This window comes from Spirosoma aerophilum (assembly GCF_054782495.1).
In genome coordinates, this window is record NZ_BAAGSJ010000004.1 from 1,032,517 (window position 1) to 1,049,746 (window position 17,230).

Below are 17,230 nucleotides of genomic sequence, written 5' to 3' on the forward strand. Positions count from 1 at the left end.
TGATTTGAATTGTATAAACGATGGTAATTACGGGATAACCGTTCGGCGACCGAACGTATAGATTGCACTGACGGTATAATAGCTTCCGCGCTTAAACTTGCGAATCATCTGATCGGCACCAGCGGTTTGCGAGGTTACGTCGCTGCCGATTTTTCCGTCGCGGTTGAAATCCTGCGCGAACCGTACATACTGGTTCAGAAGATCCTGCACACCGAACCGTAGTTCAAGCTTTTTATTGAATTGCTTGGTCAGGTTAAGGTCAATGACATTCCGGGGCATTTCATAAACGGTTGGGTTCTGGCTGTTTCCCACCGTGAAAATCCGCTGACCGAATACGTTATAAAGCACGTTCCACTGCCAGCCTGAGTTAGGCGCGGCATAGTATACCCCCGCGTTAATCAGGTAAGGCGACTGACCTGCCAAAGCGCGCTTGGTATCGGCAATGCCCCGAATGTCGTACTGCTGGATGGTACCGCTCAGATCGGGAGCAGTGACGATGTCGCCCACGTTCACCTGACTCTTAATGAGCGACACGTTACCCACTACCGACAGGTTTTGCAGGAATGCGCTGGCCGAGTTCTGGAAACCTTTGCGAAACTCCAGTTCTACGCCGTAGTTCTGCGCCGATTGGGCGTTGGTGAAGGTGTAGGCCAAGCCATTACCCTGGAACAACAGGTACGACTCAATCGGGTTCGTAAAGTGTTTGTAGAAACCCGTTACCGAAATCAGCTCGTTCTGGCTTGGATAAAACTCCCATTTGGCATCGAGGTTCTGAATCTTTGCCGTCGTGAGGGTCGTGTTGCCCTGAATATCAGCTAACAGGTTGAAGTCATAATAGTTAAACGGAGCCAGCTCCCGGAACTCCGGCCGGTTTACCGACGAGGAGTAAGCAAAACGCAGGTTTGTGCGGTCGCTCAGCTTATATGTAAAATTGAGCGATGGCAGTGGACTGAAAATCCTGTTGGTTACCAGACGGGTATCAACGCCGTTCAGCCGGGAGGTGATACCCTGATCGTTGTATTCACCCCGGAAACCCAGCGTCAGGTTTGCTTTTGGTCCGAAGTATACGTCGCCACTAACATAACCAGCCAGGTAGGTATTCAGACCTTTATAGGCATCGCGGTCGCGGGTGCCGTCGAGCATGGAGAAGCCTCCTTCCGAACCCGTTACGTTTTGTGGAGCAAAAGCGGTGGCAATGTCGCGTTGCTTGGCGGCCGATGCACTGCCAATGGCCTGATACCCGTAGAAACGGGCGGCATAATCGCGGTTTTTCTGTTCAGCATACACGCCAAACCGGATTTTGTTAGGTTCGCGATCCGTCGGGTTGCCGAACGTATGCTCACCGTTGCCAATGGCTGAGATGACAAATTCGTGCAGTTTCGAGTTGAACCGGCCCACTTCCGTTGGCGTAGGGTCGTTTGGCGTAGCGATCAGGAAAGGAGCCGGCTGGCCATCGCTGCCCGTTGTACCGGTTGGACGCAGATACCGGGCGCGTTTCCAATCCGGCTCCCAGCGGCCCGTGTAGCCAAAGCTACCTACCCAGCTGATTTTCGTCAACGGACTGATGGCATGCTCACCGGCCAGCTGTGTGGTCAGGATACTCCGGTTTTCGAAGCGCTCCGAAAAACTACGAACGTCGTAGCCCTCAGCCACCTGCGCCCCCGTCCGAACAACCGTCTCGGTGGTGCTCAGCTGGTTGAACAGTGTTTTCCATTCCAGCGTGAAGCCAGGCGAGAACCGGGCCGACCAGTTGTGCAGAATACCCAGACGAGTCTGGCGAGCGTAGTTGGCATCGTTATATTGCTGGGTAACGGCATTGGCAATGGTGCCGTTATCGTATAATTTGAGATCGATGTTCGAAAACTGGTTCGTCATCGAGTAGTTGATGCTCGTCAGGTTACTAACCCGGACATCGCCAACGTCGAACCGACGACCCAGGTTGAGGGCGAAACGAATATCAGGTGATATAGATAAGTCTTTTAACGCCCAGGTGTTCGGTAGTAACCGGGCATAAGCTGCCCGTTGTAAGGGATTCAGCGCATTGAAGTCGGCGGAACGATTCGGAAAGCTTGTTGGCAGTTGCTGACTGGCATCCCAAAGGCCCAGCGCATTCAAACCCGAGCGGGTTTGCGATTGTACTGTCTGGAAGGTCGTGTTACCGCGATAACCGAAGGTCAACCCGGCATCCATGAAGTTCTGGTCGGGACGGCGCTTCGTATATATTTTAACGATACCACCGGCAAAGTCGCCGGGCAGGTCAGCCGAACCCGATTTATAGACGATCATCCGGTCGATGATGTTGCTGGGAACAAGGTCGAACGAGAACGAACGGGTATCGACTTCGGTAGATGGGGTAATTACATCGTTGATCAGTACCGAGTTATAGCGGGCGGCTAATCCACGGATCAGGACAAAGCGATTGTCGACAATACTAACGCCCGGCACCCGGCGAATGGCCGCTGCAGCATCACGGTCCTGTGATTTCTGAATCTGCTGGGCCGAAATACCAACGGCAATGGGCTTCAGCTGCTTAATTTCGGTGATAACGGCGATTTCGGTGTTGGTTGCCTTGTTGGCCCGAACAACTACTTCCTGAAGTGACGTGCCTTCTTCATCCAATTCGGTTTCGATGGCGGTGGTGTTACCTGACTCAACCCGGACATTGGGAATTTCACGGGTTTTGTAGGAAACGTAAGAGATAACAACTTTTTGGGTTCCGGCCGGTACATTGGCCAGGGTGAAGTTGCCTTCAATGTCGGTGGTACTACCGAGTTGGGTACCGTCTACACGCACGGTACAGCCAATGAGTGATTCTTTTGTTTTTCCGTCTTTAACGGTTCCCCGAATGGTACCCGTCTGCGCAAATACCGCCGTGGACAACAGGGAGAAGATGATAAGTAATACGTTCCGGTTCATTTTTAGTTTGGTATCGCTTTTAAGCGCTGCAAAACTACCCGTCCAGTATTACCTCAATATTACACGAATATTAACTTTTGGCTCTTCGTTAATAACACAACCTACTGACAACCAAAGTTATGTTTAAAATACGATTAGCCGTTTCTCACGTCAAATACACGCGTAATGCCAAAATATACTATTGAATTATCAAAAAATTAGCCATTTAAATTTTGTGTTATTGTTCTATATAAAGCCCGATTAAACCCTGACCTGGTTTTATATAAAACATATGCAGTTTTTATCAAAAACCCAGGCAATAAAGTTAACTTATTGACAATCAACAATATAATACAATCGCGCAATAGTGTAGAGCTTCAAGTAAAATTACCCCCCTAGCGGTTGTTCCGTAATATTGGCTTAACAATCCGCGGCCAATCAGGAGTAAAGTTTCTTCTGAAAGGAATCCATATTTTTCCTATTTACTGTTACGACATCAAATATTGTATTATTTACTGTTTCACCATCCTTTTCCAATCAGATTCCGTGCTGGTGGATGAGCATTTATTTATGGGCATTTATCGTGATCGCTTGACACGCTAAAGTACCATTGACTCAAGTCCAGTATCACCCGCAGATCAATCATCCGATGTCGAATTACCTTAACGGGCGGTTGTTTATCTATCACCAGAATTACTTTTCAACCGTATTGGGCCTGATTAGCCAGCTATTAATCACGAGTTAATACCTCAGCAGATACCAACCGAACATAGCATAAAAAAGCCAGCCCCAATAAAGGGACTGGCTTTACTATATAAAAATCAATGTCGGCATTTACCTGGTTCCGCAGCAATTATCCTTGCAGCAATCACAGGTGCATTGCCCACTAGCACAACAGTCAGGCGTACATGTGCAGGTCTCAGCACATTGAACAACGTTTTCATTCGTAGTCATAACAGAGACAGTCTAAAATGTGAAAAGACGTGAACACAGGAAGCTGTAAATGGCTGCTTCCTGCAATACAAATCTACAACCGCATCCACCTTTTTTTTTACACAATAAGCTTTACCTATTGCAAAATTATCATCTCAGGAAAGCTCTGACGGATGAACCGAAAGAACTCGATGGCAACCTCCGAGATGTCAATTCCATAACTGGTTCGCGGCTGTCAAAATGATCGGCTGCTTATCGGTAACGATAATCGTTTGCTCATGCTGTACGGCAAAGCTGTCTTTGGCAATCAATGTCCAGCCGTCTCCTTTTTCGTGAGCATACGTGGCTTTGGTGGATAAAAATGTTTCGATCGCCACAACCGAATGCTTTTTGAAACGGGTTTTATTGAACCGATCATAGTAGCATAAAATTTCATGGGGTTCTTCATGCAGGCTCCGGCCTATTCCGTGTCCGGCAAGATTTTTAATGACTCGATAGCCACTTCGCCGGGCTTCCGTTTCGATCAAGCGGCCAATTTCAGCCAGTTGCACACCCCCTCGGATATGACTGATCGCTTTGGCCAGAATTCGCTTCGAAGCGTCCACTAAAGCACCATGCTGATGAATATCCTGCCCCAGTACGAAGGAGCCTCCATTGTCTGACCAGTAGCCATTCAGTTCGGCCGACACATCAATATTGACCAAATCTCCTTCCTGCAGAAGCCGGTTTGCCGACGGTATGCCGTGGCAGACTTCCTCATTCAAACTGATACAGGTCCAGCCCGGAAAGCCATACGTTAACTTCGGTGCCGAACGGGCGCCCTGCTCTTCCAGCAGTTGTCGACCGTATTGATCCAGTTCAAACGTCGACATCCCCGGCCGGGCATATTGCTGCATGCGCTTTAGAGTCAAGCCAACAATTTGGCTGATCTGCTGCATTCCTATCAAATCCTCTTCAGATTTTAATGACATAACGTTATGGCTCTGATTATATAATCAAACGGTTTAGTAGCCCGCAATCACCCGTTTTAACGTTCACAACAGGCTTACCATTCAACGGAACCGTTATTTGAAGCAATATAGAACAAGAATCGACACATGTTCAACCAGAACATTTTAAGATAAGCCGATGAGTAGCTTGCCTGGAAAAGAAAAAAGCCAGCGCAATGCACTGGCCTTTCCGGCGACACCAATATAAGAACTTTACTTGCCGCTTGCAGGCGATCAAATACCTTGTAAAGGTAGCCGCTCCGTATTATATCAATATTATGTCATGATTACGCTAACGTTATATCTGGTATCCAGCAGCCGGGCTCTTTATAAAAAGGGATTCATTCAATGATGACTGAAAGGGGATCGCGGATGACACAGATGGAACGGATTTTCACGGACAAAACATGTGCTCGACCTTTTTATCGGTAGAAATCCGTCCAATCGGCATCATCCGCGATCCCCTTCTTTTCGAAAAGAAAACCCTGCGTTTACAGCAGCCAACAAGTTTAGTCGACCACCCCATTTTGTGGGCTGTTGATGCCTTCGCGCTTCTCCTGCCAGAATCCATTGACAAACGTGTACTTTATCTGCTTGCCCTTCATCAAGAGAAAGGTTGGAATCTGTTCCAGTTTGAGCGGCTGCGCCGGAGCGTCGCCCTCACGGAGCAAATGAACCGGCTGGTCGGGAAAACGATCCCCGTTTTTCTGTCTGACCCGGAACAGCACAATGCCGTCGCGCCGGAGGGCGGGCAAATCAAGTTTATCCAGATCGGCTGCTGAGTCGAGTACATCCGCATAGGTTTTCGCCGGAACGAGGGTCAGGCCGGTGGCGTCAATTTCGTCCAGCCCATGAAAGGTAGACAAATCGCCAATGTCTTCGATGCTGCTTTTGTACTGAAATACTCTGGCGTCCTTATCACTCACCTCGCTGTAATTAATACCCACATCGACCATCACCGGTCGGCCTTTACGCACAATGGTCGCGTTGCGAACAAGCACATCGAACAGGGCCCGACCATTTTCGGGAATGGCCTGATATTCGGCAACACCCTCCTGCCGGTACGACCCGTCGGCAATGGATTTCAACGCCGACAGAATCGCGACGAAATTCAACCGCCGTATCGTCATCTTCTCCGAATCACCCTTAAACCCGCCCGATTCGATCAGAATCAGCGTGGTGCCCCATTTCTGGATGTTATCACCGAACGCTCTGGGTTCAAACTCGTCGTCGTAACGCGCCACCTGGCCCGGTATAAACTGCTGCAACACGCGGTTCATGCCCGTAATGAGCTGCATGGATCGCTGGCGTACATCGTTGATGTTGCGGTCCTGGTCGTAGGCTGTGGCCAGAAATGACACCACCGCCTGTTTACCGGTTTTGCCCACCCCATAGCGCGGATTCTGGTCGTGGAGGTTAAACCCGACAAGTGGCTTGAGCGTCTGCTGCATCTGTTTCAGCAGGACGCCTTCGGGCGTTTGCAGCCGCAGCGCATCCCGGTTCATGTCGATATCCGTGGCTGTCCGGCGCTGAAAACGCTCAGCCCCGTCGGGATTGAGCATCGGAACAAAATAGAGAGTTGTTTTCTCCAGAATGGTCTGACGAAAGGCGTCGAACCCATCGTCTTTTGCCTGAAAGAAATTGAAAATATCGAACAACGCCATTGTCGCCGTGGCTTCGTCGCCGTGCATCTGGCTCCAGAGCAACACCTTCGTTACGCCCGTTCCGGCTTTGACCTGGTAAATAGCCCGTTTCTCCAGCGACTCGCCCACCTGGCTCACCGACAGGGGTTGCCCAACGGCCTGTATGACGGGGACCATCTCGGCATGTTTGAATCGCCGGTGGGTAAAGGCTTTTTCCTTGTACGTATCGTGAGCGTCGTGCAGCCGGCGGGCATCTTCCTGAGCGAGCAAGTGAGTTGAGATCATTAGAAATAAAGGGAGAAAGACGGGTAGCTTCATGCTGTTTTTTGTCCAAGCCAGAGCCCGCCAGCCGAAGCCAGTAAACACAGGGTTACATTAAGACCGATATTCATAAGAGCGGCTCCCGGCCGGTTACTTTGCAGGAGCACAACGGTATCATTACTAAAACTGGAAAAGGTGCTGAGCCCTCCGCAAAAGCCAACGCCAATCAGCAGCCGCATATCTTCGCCCGTGGCCCGGCTCAGGACCCAGCCCATCACCGCACCCAGCACAAAACTGGCGATTACATTAACGGCCAGAATAGCCGTTGGGAAAGACGCCCCCAGCAGCGTGGCCGGAATGAGCTTGCCGGTAGCGTACCGAAGCAGGCTCCCGGCCCCACCGCCCACAAAAACCAGTACGTACGGATGCATTAGCAAAGATCTCATGTAGTACCGACCGGGACGGTCGGGTGTAAAGCAATTGGCAACTAGTACTCTTCCAAATTAAAACCTGAGCAAAAATTCAGGATTTTGTTCGGGCCAGGCGCTGGCTTTGCCCTTGACTTCTCCATTCGACGGCCAAGCCAGCGCCTGGCCCGGACCCAACAGGCAAACGATTAAAGTAGACAAGTAGCCGCCCGACCGGGACGGCCGGCATTAAGGACCAAAAACCAAACTTACGAAAAACGGCAATGCCGAACGGCGGAACGGCCATTAGAATCACAGATGGGCCGTTTTTTTCGCTATCATTGTAAAATACCCCAGTCAGAAACCCTGCTCCCACCGCCCGACTATGGCCCAAAATCAACTCAAAAAATTATTAGGCGTCGGTTTCGGCGTGGCCGTTACGATTGGCGGCACCATCGGTACCGGCATTTTGCGAAAGCCCGGCCCCATTGCGCAGGACATCGGCAACCCGGTTCTGATCATTGTCGTCTGGTTGATTGTGGGTGTGTATGCGCTGGCGGGGTCGCTCTCGGTCATGGAACTGGGCACGATGCTGCCCAAGGCGGGAGGCTGGTATGTATATGCCCGGCGGGCGTTCGGTAATTATGCGGGTTTCATCATCGGCATCAGCAGCTGGCTTGGCAGCGTGTCGGCTATGGCGTTCGGGGCCGCTGTTATGAGCGAATACATCAGCCTCATGGCGCCTTCGATGGTCGATTATCAAAAGAGTATCGCCATTAGTATTCTGGCCGCTTTTGTGGCGTTTCACTCGATTGGCGTACGACTGGCGAGCCGGGCGCAGGAAGTTATGAGTGTGCTGAAGGGCGTTGGTTTACTGGTGTTCGTCGTTGTTTGCTTCGTCGTCAAACCCGACCAGCCGGTTGCCGCCACTGCCGAAACCATACGACCGCTGGCCGAAGGGGGCGTTTGGCTGGGTGTGCTGGCAGCGTTGCAAGCCGTTTTTTATACCTACGATGGCTGGCACACAGCCGCTTATTTTACCGAAGAGGACGTTGACCCAAGCCGGAACCTCCCCCGCTCCATGATTAGCGGGGTGCTGCTGATCATCGGCATTTACGTACTTGTCAATCTGGCCCTGCTTTACGTGCTACCCGTATCGGCACTGGCGGGAACAAAGCTTCCGGCAGCCGATGCCGTACAGGTGCTGTTCGGGCCGGGCAGTGCACAGGTCGTTACCTTCCTGCTGATGATTTCCATCATGGGCATTATCAATGCCCAGATCATGTTTAACCCACGCGTTATTTTTGCGATGGGCCGCGACGGACTCTTCTTTCGTTTTGTCACCCAGGTCAATTCGGGCGGTACCCCGCTAAACGCAACGCTGCTGACGGCGGGTGCCTCTATCGTAATGATTCTGACCAACACCTACAGCAAACTCTCCGACATTGCCACCTTCTTTTTCGTGCTCTGTTACGCGTCGGCTTTTGCGGCTCTGATTCGCCTGCGCCAGACTGAGCCAGAACTTGCCCGTCCCGTCCACGCCTGGGGCTACCCTTTTTCAACCTGGACACTGCTTATTGCCTCGCTGGCCTTTCTGTTTGGCGTAGTCATCGGCGATTTCTCGAGCAGCATGTATGCGCTGGGCTTTATTGCCGTTAGTTACCCGGTGTACTTGTTCATAAAAAAGTAATTCGACGGATACCAACTGAGCCCCTTCGATTTGACTAAAGGGTTTAACGCCGTCAGTGTACTCAACCTGTTTGACATTCTGAGCTGGGGTATCGACGTGGCAACGGGCGCGGTGATGCCGTGCGATCAAAAGTCGTATTCGATGGAACTGGAAAAGAAGAAAGAGACGAATTAGGCCTTATTCTCCGCATATTTTGCGGAGAATAACTACGCTAATCACCGCATTTAGCTATGTATAACTTGATAATAGCTGAGCCGTGAGTAAGATCAGATCTGTACAACGCTGTCGACTTTGCGAACAACCGGAAATTTTAACCATGAAGACCCGGTATTACAGCCAAGCGCACAGAGGTTCATTGACGTATTTTATTTCCTTGTAAACCACTGTACTTAAACCTCAGTCAGTACATAACTGGTACTCCGTCCGCCAGATTCTTCTTTGATCAGTATAGACTGGTCTATTAGCTGCTGAATATCGCGCAGAGCCGTATCCTGTGAGCATTTTGCAATTTTTGCCCACTTGGAAGAGGTCAGTTTCCCATCAAATCCATCCAGCAATTTATTGAGCAGAAGCCGTTGGCGTTCATTGATGGTTTTCGTGGCAAACCACTCCCAATAGCGCGTTTTTCTCAGAACGCCAACCAATATGTTTTCTGTTTCCGACAACGCTCGATCCAGACAGTTGAGAAACCACTCCAGCCAGTCGGTAATGTCCAGATCGCCTTTTTGGGTTCGTTCAAGTATGGAGTAGTAAGCGTTTCGCTCTTTACGGATTTGCGCCGACATACTGTAGAATCGCTGCGGGCTTCCATCAGCCCGGGTCAATTGCATATCAGCGATAGTACGGGCTATCCGGCCATTTCCATCGTCAAATGGGTGAATTGTAACGAACCACAGATGAGCTATGGCCGCTTTCATTACTGGGTCGATAACGACTTCACGATTGAACCAGTCCAGGAAGAGGCTCATTTCGCGCTCAAGTTCATCCGCATCAGGTGCCTGAAAATGAATCTGCTCCCGGCCCATCGCTCCAGATACGACCTGCATTGGGCCTGCCGATGGCGTACGCCAATTCGCTACAGTAATCGGGTGCATACCGCTGCGACCTGTTGGAAATAAAGCCGCGTGCCAGTTGAATAAACGGTCTTTCGTTAATGGAGCTACATAATTTTGAGTGGCATCGAGAAGCATGTCTACGATGCCTTCGACCTCACGGTCGACAGGAATAAGGCCAACGATATCAATCCCCAATCGGCGGGCAATGGATGAGCGGACCTGGTCCGGATTCAATATCTCCCCTTCAATTTCGCTGGTTTTTAGTACGTCGAGCGTTAAGTTTTGAAAGCTGGCTTCTTCCTGTAAGGAAAAACCCAGCCCGATCATCCGACCAATCAGTTTTCCCTGCTTATGACGAACCCTTGCCAACAGATTGATCAGTCTGTCCTGATCCCATTTGAACGCAGGCCAGCCTTTTCGTTTATAAATATACATACCTATTCACCGCATATTATGCGGTGAATATAAAGAATATACAGTAGAATCAATCTTAATCTCCGCATATTTTGCGGAGATTAAACCAGCTAATCAGCGCATCCAACAGTTATAAGTCAAAATCGCTCATGAATTTCCTTCAGCAACTCAGCGGTTCGTCGGCGCATTTCGCTCACGGATTGTGTAAAATTGTTGTGCATGATACTGAAGTACATCAGCTTGTTCCGTTTCGTGAGCACATAGCCGCTCAGGTTATACACGCCGGTCATGGAGCCGGACTTAGCGAATACGTACGGCTTCCCGTTCATATCCAGGCTCTTTAGCGTACCCGACTGCCCGGCGGCTGGCAGCAGGGCGAATAACCGTTGCTGAGGCACTTTGGCATAAATCCGGCCAAGTAAATCAATCAGCACATTGGGCGTAAACAGGTTATAGCGCGACAACCCCGACCCATCGACCCAACGGGCTGAACCTGCGAACGTAGTTGTATGCAGAAGGCTATCGGCCGTTCGGCGAAGTTCGGTCAGTGGCGTAAGCGGCCCGGCAATGTGTTCGGCGGAGGCCATGAACAGGACTTGCTCGGCAAACTGATTATCGCTCACGTAGAGCATCCGTTTGTAAAGCGAATCGGTCGGCGAGCCCCGCAACAGCCGGGCGTTTGCAGCAGGGGGTATGTTCACAACGCCAACCGGCCGATGAAGCGTATCAGCCAGCAACTGAGCGGCCAACTCACCCGACCATCGAAAGGGTACATCCTGTCGTTTGGCTTTGTCATTTTTCAATTGAACAAACTGGTTTCCAAATTCACTTCGATGCACACCACTCGGCCCATCAGCCAGGGTGCGTGTACTGTCGGCAAAGCGGGCGGGGCTTACTTTACCAGCCGAAAAGCGCGCGACGTTGCCGTAAATGGGCAGCGGGGCCAGTTCGGGCGAGTAGTCGTCATTGTAGTCATCCCAGGCCCAACCCGGACCAAAACGGGGACCGGTATAGTTGGCAGGAGAGAAAAACAACCGCTCCGGCCGATTCCGCAGGAAAGCCAGCGCCGTCGTATCGGGTAGATCCGGGTGCAGGAGCAATGGGTTACCCGTTCCCCAGAAAATCAGCGAATCATTTCGAACGATGTAGCGCAGAGCGGGCAGCGAGTCGCGAAGGGAAAGCAGACCCGCATAAAAGCTGAACAGTTTGGTATTCGACGCGGGCGTAAACGGTTGATCGGCATTATGCTGAATCAACGTCCGCTTTTGACCGGGGTCATACAGGGCTACACCCGTAAAATGGTCGGTATAGGTGGGACGGGTCCGCAGTTCACGACTGATACGCCGGGCGGGTGAACAACCAATGATTGTCAGGAAAAGAATAAGGGGTAAGAATGATCTCATACCTGTCCGGGCCAAGCTCCAGCCTGGCCTTATATACCAGAATGAAGAACCCGGGCCAGGCTGGAGCTTGGCCCGGATAAAAAAGCTTATTTCTTCACAATCTGCTCACCCGGCAGCAACCACACGCCCCGTGCTGACTGCCCGTAGAACGACGTACCGAACGGCACCTCCTGCCGACGGGTCTGACCGTTTTTCAACCGTACCATAACCATTGTTGTGGCGGCATCGACCGGCGTGAACGTCTGCGGTTGCTGCACGGCGAACAGACGCAGCGGTCCCCGATTTTCGGTGACGGCCAGAAGCGGATGACCGTTTGCATCGGGCAGGCTAACCAGAGCTTTGGCGTTGCCCGGCGCGAAGAACCCGGACTGGGCAAGGGGAAGTGGCTTGAAATTCCCTTTCCCATCGCCTTTGAGCACAAGGCCGTTGAAAGCATCCATGCGCCCGGCGACCAGATCACTGCCGTGTTCATTACCGACCAGCACGGCATCCAGATTCCCATCGCCGTCAACATCCTGCGCCAGCATACCGAAAAGTGGGGCCGTTTGGGCCATGACCGGAAGGGGCCGCACGGCAAACTTCCCATTGCCTTTGTTTTCGATGTAACTGCTCATCATGTAGTTAGCCGTAAGCTTCAGGGCCTGAGCGCGTTCCTCGTCGGTCAGAATCTGGCTAATGGTGGCTTCGCCAAAGGGCGCGTACTTTACATACCGTTTTTTGATGCCAATCATCTGCTTCACCATATCGTCCCATCCGAAATACGGGTACTCTTCAAACTGCCCTTTGGCATTTTTGAAATAGACCGTTGGAAAGGCATCATAGAAGCCGTTGTTATCGAAGTCCCCGGCATAGATGCGCACCGGGCGTTCGGTCGTGGCGCGTAGCAAGGTGTTCATACCCATGTTGCCGGCCAGATAATCAATGTCGCCATCGTTGTCGAAATCGCCGGGGGTTATCGAGTTCCAAAAGCCAAGTTTATCGTTCAGACCACTTTTTTCGAGGGGCTGCAAGGTGCCTTTCACGTTGTGAAGCATGGTCACGGGTGCCCACTCGCTGGCCAGCATCAGGTCAACATAGCCATCGTTATCGTAGTCGGTCCAGAGCGCATCGCAGGTCAAACCTTCTTTCGTCAGCGTTGGCGCTACCTGCGCTGTGACATCCGTAAATTTCGGACCTCCCTTCTGACCCGCGACGGCAGACCGATCATTCCGCAGGATATAACTCGGCACGCCCTTCGGATATTTATACGGTTCAACCCGCCCACCAACGAACAGATCGAGGTCGCCGTCTTTGTCGAAATCGCCGGCTTTTACGCAGGAGCCGTTTACCCGGAAGTCGGGCAACGCATTGGGCGCGAGGGTAAAGTTGCCTTTCCCATCGTTCACGTAAAGCCGGTGGCGCATGGTCTCTTTCATCTGCTCAGGCGCAAATTCCGGGCTTCCGCTGGCGGCATACAAATCGAGGTCGCCATCGGCATCAGCATCGAACAGCAGCAACCCGGCATCTTCCGAGAGTTTGGTGGGCATCGGTTTCAGCACGAAGCGGCCCGAGGGTTGTTGCAGCAGCAATTCCGTTGCGTATTTAGAGCTACCGCCCACTACCATATCGGCCAGCCCATCGCCATTTACATCACCCACGGCCAGCGCCGGACCATATTCGGTGAGTTTATGCAGCAGCGTTTTCTGGGCGTTGAAATCAATAATGTCATTCTCCTCGTGCTTGTAGGTCAGGCCCAGATCGGCGGTAATATCTTTCAGCAGCCGGGCAGGAGCAGCAACTATTTCGTTGGCTTCGCCGGGTTTTGCCTCGGTCGCTTTGAGCGTGAGCGTCTGGTCGGCGTTGACGTTGGGCAGGATCTGCACCCGACCGCCGGGCCAGTTCACTTTCAGGTTTTTGATGGTCTTGTTCTTCCCTAACCCAAAGTGCGCCACGGGGTCAACACTCGACAGGAAACCACGGTACAGCGTATGTTCGTAAAACTCTTTACGGCCATCGGGCAAGTCGTACTCGACGGTTGCGCCAAGGCCCATGGGGTTGGCGCCATCGCCCTGAAACTGAATCCGCAGATAGTGCTTTTCAGAATTTTTATCGACCAGCGTATTCCGGTACACGAACGCTTCATCGTCGATGTTGTTGACGACATAATCGAGGTCGCCATCGCCGTCGAAATCAGCATAGGCGGCACCATTGGCAAAATTCGGCTCACCCATGCCCCAGAGGTCGGTGACGTTCTCGAAGGTAGCGTCGCCCCGGTTACGGTAAGCGTAATCACTTACTTTCACCCTCGGCATCTTCTCTGTCAGCTCTTTCCGAAGTGCGTCGGTCAGGTAAGTGTTCACCGAACTATAGTAGTTTGTGAAGTCGCGGTCGGTAATGTCGCGGGGGAAACCGTTGGTCACCAGCAAATCCCGGTAGCCATCCTGATCGAAATCGGCCAGCAACGGCGACCAGCTCCATTCCGTTTCGGCCACACCCGACAGCATACTTACCTCGCTGAAAACCGGCATGCCGACTTTCGATGTGTCTACGGGCCGTACTCCCTGATTCAGCTGCAGGGTATTGCGGGCGTACTGGTGTTCGTACCCCATCCGATCCCATTCCTGATAGGAGAAATAGTTGCTGGGGCCCATCAGGCTTTTTTTACGGAGGTTGTCTTCGGGCAGCATATCCATCACAATAATATCGGCCAGCCCATCGCCATTGATATCCGCCACATCGTTCCCCATCGCCGACGAGCTGGTGTGCTTGAATGACTCGCGCGCCCGGTTCGTAAACGTTCCATCGTGGTTGTTCACATACAGCACATCACTACTGGCGAAGTCGTTGGTGACGTAAATGTCCTTCCAGCCATCGCGGTTAATGTCGCAGATGTTCACGCCCAGGCCGTAGCCTTCGGCCAGTATACCCGCTTTTAGGGTCACATCGGTGAAGTAGGCATGCCCACGGGTGGAATCGAAATCGTTCCGGTACAGGTGGTCGATGTTGGGCGATGTTCCGTCGTTGACCCGCGTCCGCAGGTTAGTCGGGTTCCTGGGGTCGTCAATCTGATCGACCAGCACAAACAGGTCCAGGTCGCCGTCGTTGTCGTAGTCAAAAAAGGCAGAATGAGTCGTATAGGTCGTATCGGCAACGCCATAATCAGCCGCCATTTCCCGGAATTTCGGTGCCCCATCGCTGTCATTTCCCTGGTTGACATACAGCAGGTTCGTTCGGTTAGCCGCTTTTTTGTGGAGCGTCGTCGAGATGTACACGTCCAGTTTTCCGTCGGCATTTATATCCACAACCGACACACCCGAACACCAGCGGCCATTGCCGCCAACGCCAGCAGCCTGGGTAACATCTTTAAAATGAAGGCTCTCGCCCGTGTCGGTCTCATTGATATACAACCGGTTCGATACCTGATTTCCCGCGAAAAAGACGTCCGGTTTCTGATCGCCGTTAAAATCCCCAACGCCCACACCCCCACCGTTGTAGATGTACTGGTAATTCAGAATATTAAGCGTATCGCTGTCGGTGATGTTATTGGCGAAGGTGATTCCGGTATCTGAGGAATTGAGCCGCTCAAAAAGAGGCTTCTCGCGGCAGCCAGTCAGTAAAAACAGAAACGCGACGGGCACTATCCAACCGCTGTTTCGAAGAGATGATTTCATGAATACTAATGTGCCGTTTTACGGTGGCAGACTATCCAGTTTATCCCCAAATTTACCTATAAATAATCCCCAAAATTACAAAAGGAGCGTTTTTAATGAAGGGGGAGGCTAATTTCTGTGGCTTTAGTATTTGCTGTGACGTCAGATTCTCAAACCTGACGAGTGAGGACGGTGCGCCCGCCCCGGCGTACCGGCTGCGATTCTCAAAACCTCGGTAACAACAATCACTAGGTTTTAAGAAACCTAACGTGTCAGGCTTAAGAACCTGACATCACAGAAATACCCCGCCTATTTCCGTTTTCGAAATCGGGCCACCATTGGCTGAAGGGTATTCCGCTCGGCGAACAACATGACGGCGACAAATAAGACAAACAACGCCATATGAACGGGTACAGCCACCCACAGATTGGCAATGGGAAACTGCCAGCATGCCCAGATGAGCAGCCCGGCCCCTACAATATACCCCATTGCCGATCCGACATGATAAGGAACGGGATAGTATTTCTCGCCCAGCAGGTAGCACATCGCCATCATCACAAAACTTGACAGGAGGAAAGCAACGGCGCAACCCATATAGCCGATCATCGGAATCAGCACCAGGTTCAGGACAATGGTAACGACCACGCCGACCACCGTGATCAGCGTACCATAATAGGTTTTGTCGCTCAGTTTGAACCAGAACGAAATGTTGTAGTAAACACCTAAAAATAAGTTTCCCAGCAACAGCAGCGGCACAATGTCGAGCCCCACCCGATAGGCTTTCGACCGCAGAAACAACTGGCCCAGTACATCCAGATTCAGGCTGACGCCGACCCAAATCACCACGCAGACGATAATAAACCACTTTGTAACCGTTGCCAGTAAACCGGGGGCATTTTTATCTTCAGCCTGGGAGAAAAAGAAAGGATCGGCGGCAAATTTGAACGACTGAATCGCCAGCGCCATAAACACCGATAGCTTCAGACAGCTGCCGTAAATACCCAGCACCGCTTCGGGTGAAAGACCCGGGTAAAAATCGGGCGGCAGGAAATGGCGGAGAAACAGCCGGTCTGTGAGGGTATTCAGCACACTCGCCAGGTTGGTGAGCATGATGGGGAAGGCATACACGATAAGCGCCCGGCTCTGCGTACTGTCCCACTGAAACCGGAACCCGGCAAAGGCTTTTCGGATGATGATAAAATACAGCGCGTTGCCGATCAGGTTCGACAGAAAGATGTAGCCCGGTCCGATGGATGGTTTGTAAATAAAGTTGGCGATGGGTTGCAGGGCGGCCAGATACTTGCCTTCGTAAATGTCTTTGGCCAGTACGATGAAAAAGACGTTCAGGGCAACGACGATCAGAATATTCGAAATTTTAGCCCAGACAAACTCTTTCGCCCGGTTTTCGACCCGAAGCCGCGCAAACGGAATCGCCACGATGGAGTCGATTGCGACCAGCAATGCAGACCACTGCACAAACCGCTCCTGACCGGGGTAATTGAGCCACTGGGTTATCTCAGTGGCCAGACTGAACAGTAAAATCGTTGAGAGAACACTAATGGTAACGACAATGCTGAGCGACTGATTAAAAATCCGGCTCTTTTCGGCAGCAGGCTGGTCTTTGGAGCGGGCCATAAACCGAAAAAATGCCGTTTCGAGCCCGAGGGTATAAACAACCAGCAGAACGCCAATCCAGCTGTAAAACTCGACGTTGGATGCCATAGCGGCCGGTTTGACGAAGGCGTAGGTCTGGATGGGGAGCAGGGCGTAGTTGAGTAAACGACCCAGAATTGTACTGACACCATACAGTGCGGTATCACTCGCTAATTTTTTGAACGTACTCATGTAGAAATACCCACCTTCTGGTTTCGGCTTTCAGGCCACCGGGCTGACAAAGTTAAGACCTTTGGT

At 51.7% G+C, this 17,230-nt stretch carries 10 protein-coding genes; 2 read left to right on the forward strand and 8 right to left on the reverse strand.

What is annotated here, in order from left to right; all coding sequences use genetic code 11:
* Positions 1–27: 27 nt before the first annotated feature.
* The 4 genes from ACYVK4_RS06200 to crcB form a co-directional block, all read right to left on the reverse strand.
* Positions 28–2,916 (reverse strand): TonB-dependent receptor, encoded by a 2,889-nt coding sequence (locus ACYVK4_RS06200; protein ID WP_461126605.1) that lies wholly within the window; start codon positions 2,914–2,916, stop codon positions 28–30.
* 1,121 nt (positions 2,917–4,037) lie between these two features.
* The gene (map, locus tag ACYVK4_RS06205; protein WP_461126606.1) at positions 4,038–4,799 is read right to left on the reverse strand and encodes a type I methionyl aminopeptidase; all 762 of its coding nucleotides are present in this window, start codon (positions 4,797–4,799) and stop codon (positions 4,038–4,040) included.
* A gap of 527 nt (positions 4,800–5,326) precedes the next feature.
* Positions 5,327–6,745, reverse strand: coding sequence for a M14 family zinc carboxypeptidase (locus tag ACYVK4_RS06210; protein WP_461126607.1), 1,419 nt, complete (start codon positions 6,743–6,745; stop codon positions 5,327–5,329).
* 29 nt (positions 6,746–6,774) lie between these two features.
* Positions 6,775–7,152, reverse strand: coding sequence for a fluoride efflux transporter CrcB (gene crcB, locus ACYVK4_RS06215; protein ID WP_461126608.1), 378 nt, complete (start codon positions 7,150–7,152; stop codon positions 6,775–6,777).
* Between the two features lie 361 nt (positions 7,153–7,513).
* Here crcB and ACYVK4_RS06220 point away from each other — a divergent pair, with 361 nt between their 5' ends.
* Both ACYVK4_RS06220 and ACYVK4_RS06225 read left to right on the forward strand, forming a co-directional pair.
* Positions 7,514–8,818, forward strand: coding sequence for an APC family permease (locus tag ACYVK4_RS06220; RefSeq protein WP_461126609.1), 1,305 nt, complete (start codon positions 7,514–7,516; stop codon positions 8,816–8,818).
* Between the two features lie 30 nt (positions 8,819–8,848).
* A complete protein-coding gene (locus tag ACYVK4_RS06225) occupies positions 8,849–8,992 on the forward strand; it encodes a hypothetical protein (RefSeq protein ID WP_461126610.1) in 144 nt (47 codons plus the stop codon).
* 215 nt (positions 8,993–9,207) lie between these two features.
* Here ACYVK4_RS06225 and ACYVK4_RS06230 read toward each other — a convergent pair whose 3' ends face one another.
* The 4 genes from ACYVK4_RS06230 to ACYVK4_RS06245 form a co-directional block, all read right to left on the reverse strand.
* Complete coding sequence (locus tag ACYVK4_RS06230; RefSeq protein WP_461126611.1) at positions 9,208–10,308, reverse strand: Fic family protein; 1,101 nt, start codon at positions 10,306–10,308, stop codon at positions 9,208–9,210.
* 116 nt (positions 10,309–10,424) lie between these two features.
* Positions 10,425–11,690 carry a D-alanyl-D-alanine carboxypeptidase gene (locus ACYVK4_RS06235; protein ID WP_461126612.1) on the reverse strand — a complete coding sequence of 422 codons (1,266 nt, stop codon included), beginning with the start codon at positions 11,688–11,690 and terminating at the stop codon, positions 10,425–10,427.
* 86 nt (positions 11,691–11,776) lie between these two features.
* The gene (locus tag ACYVK4_RS06240) at positions 11,777–15,340 is read right to left on the reverse strand and encodes a CRTAC1 family protein (protein WP_461126613.1); all 3,564 of its coding nucleotides are present in this window, start codon (positions 15,338–15,340) and stop codon (positions 11,777–11,779) included.
* A 288-nt stretch (positions 15,341–15,628) separates the two neighbouring features.
* Positions 15,629–17,164, reverse strand: a complete 1,536-nt coding sequence (locus ACYVK4_RS06245; RefSeq protein WP_461126614.1) for a lipopolysaccharide biosynthesis protein — start codon at positions 17,162–17,164, stop codon at positions 15,629–15,631.
* Positions 17,165–17,230: the final 66 nt, after the last annotated feature.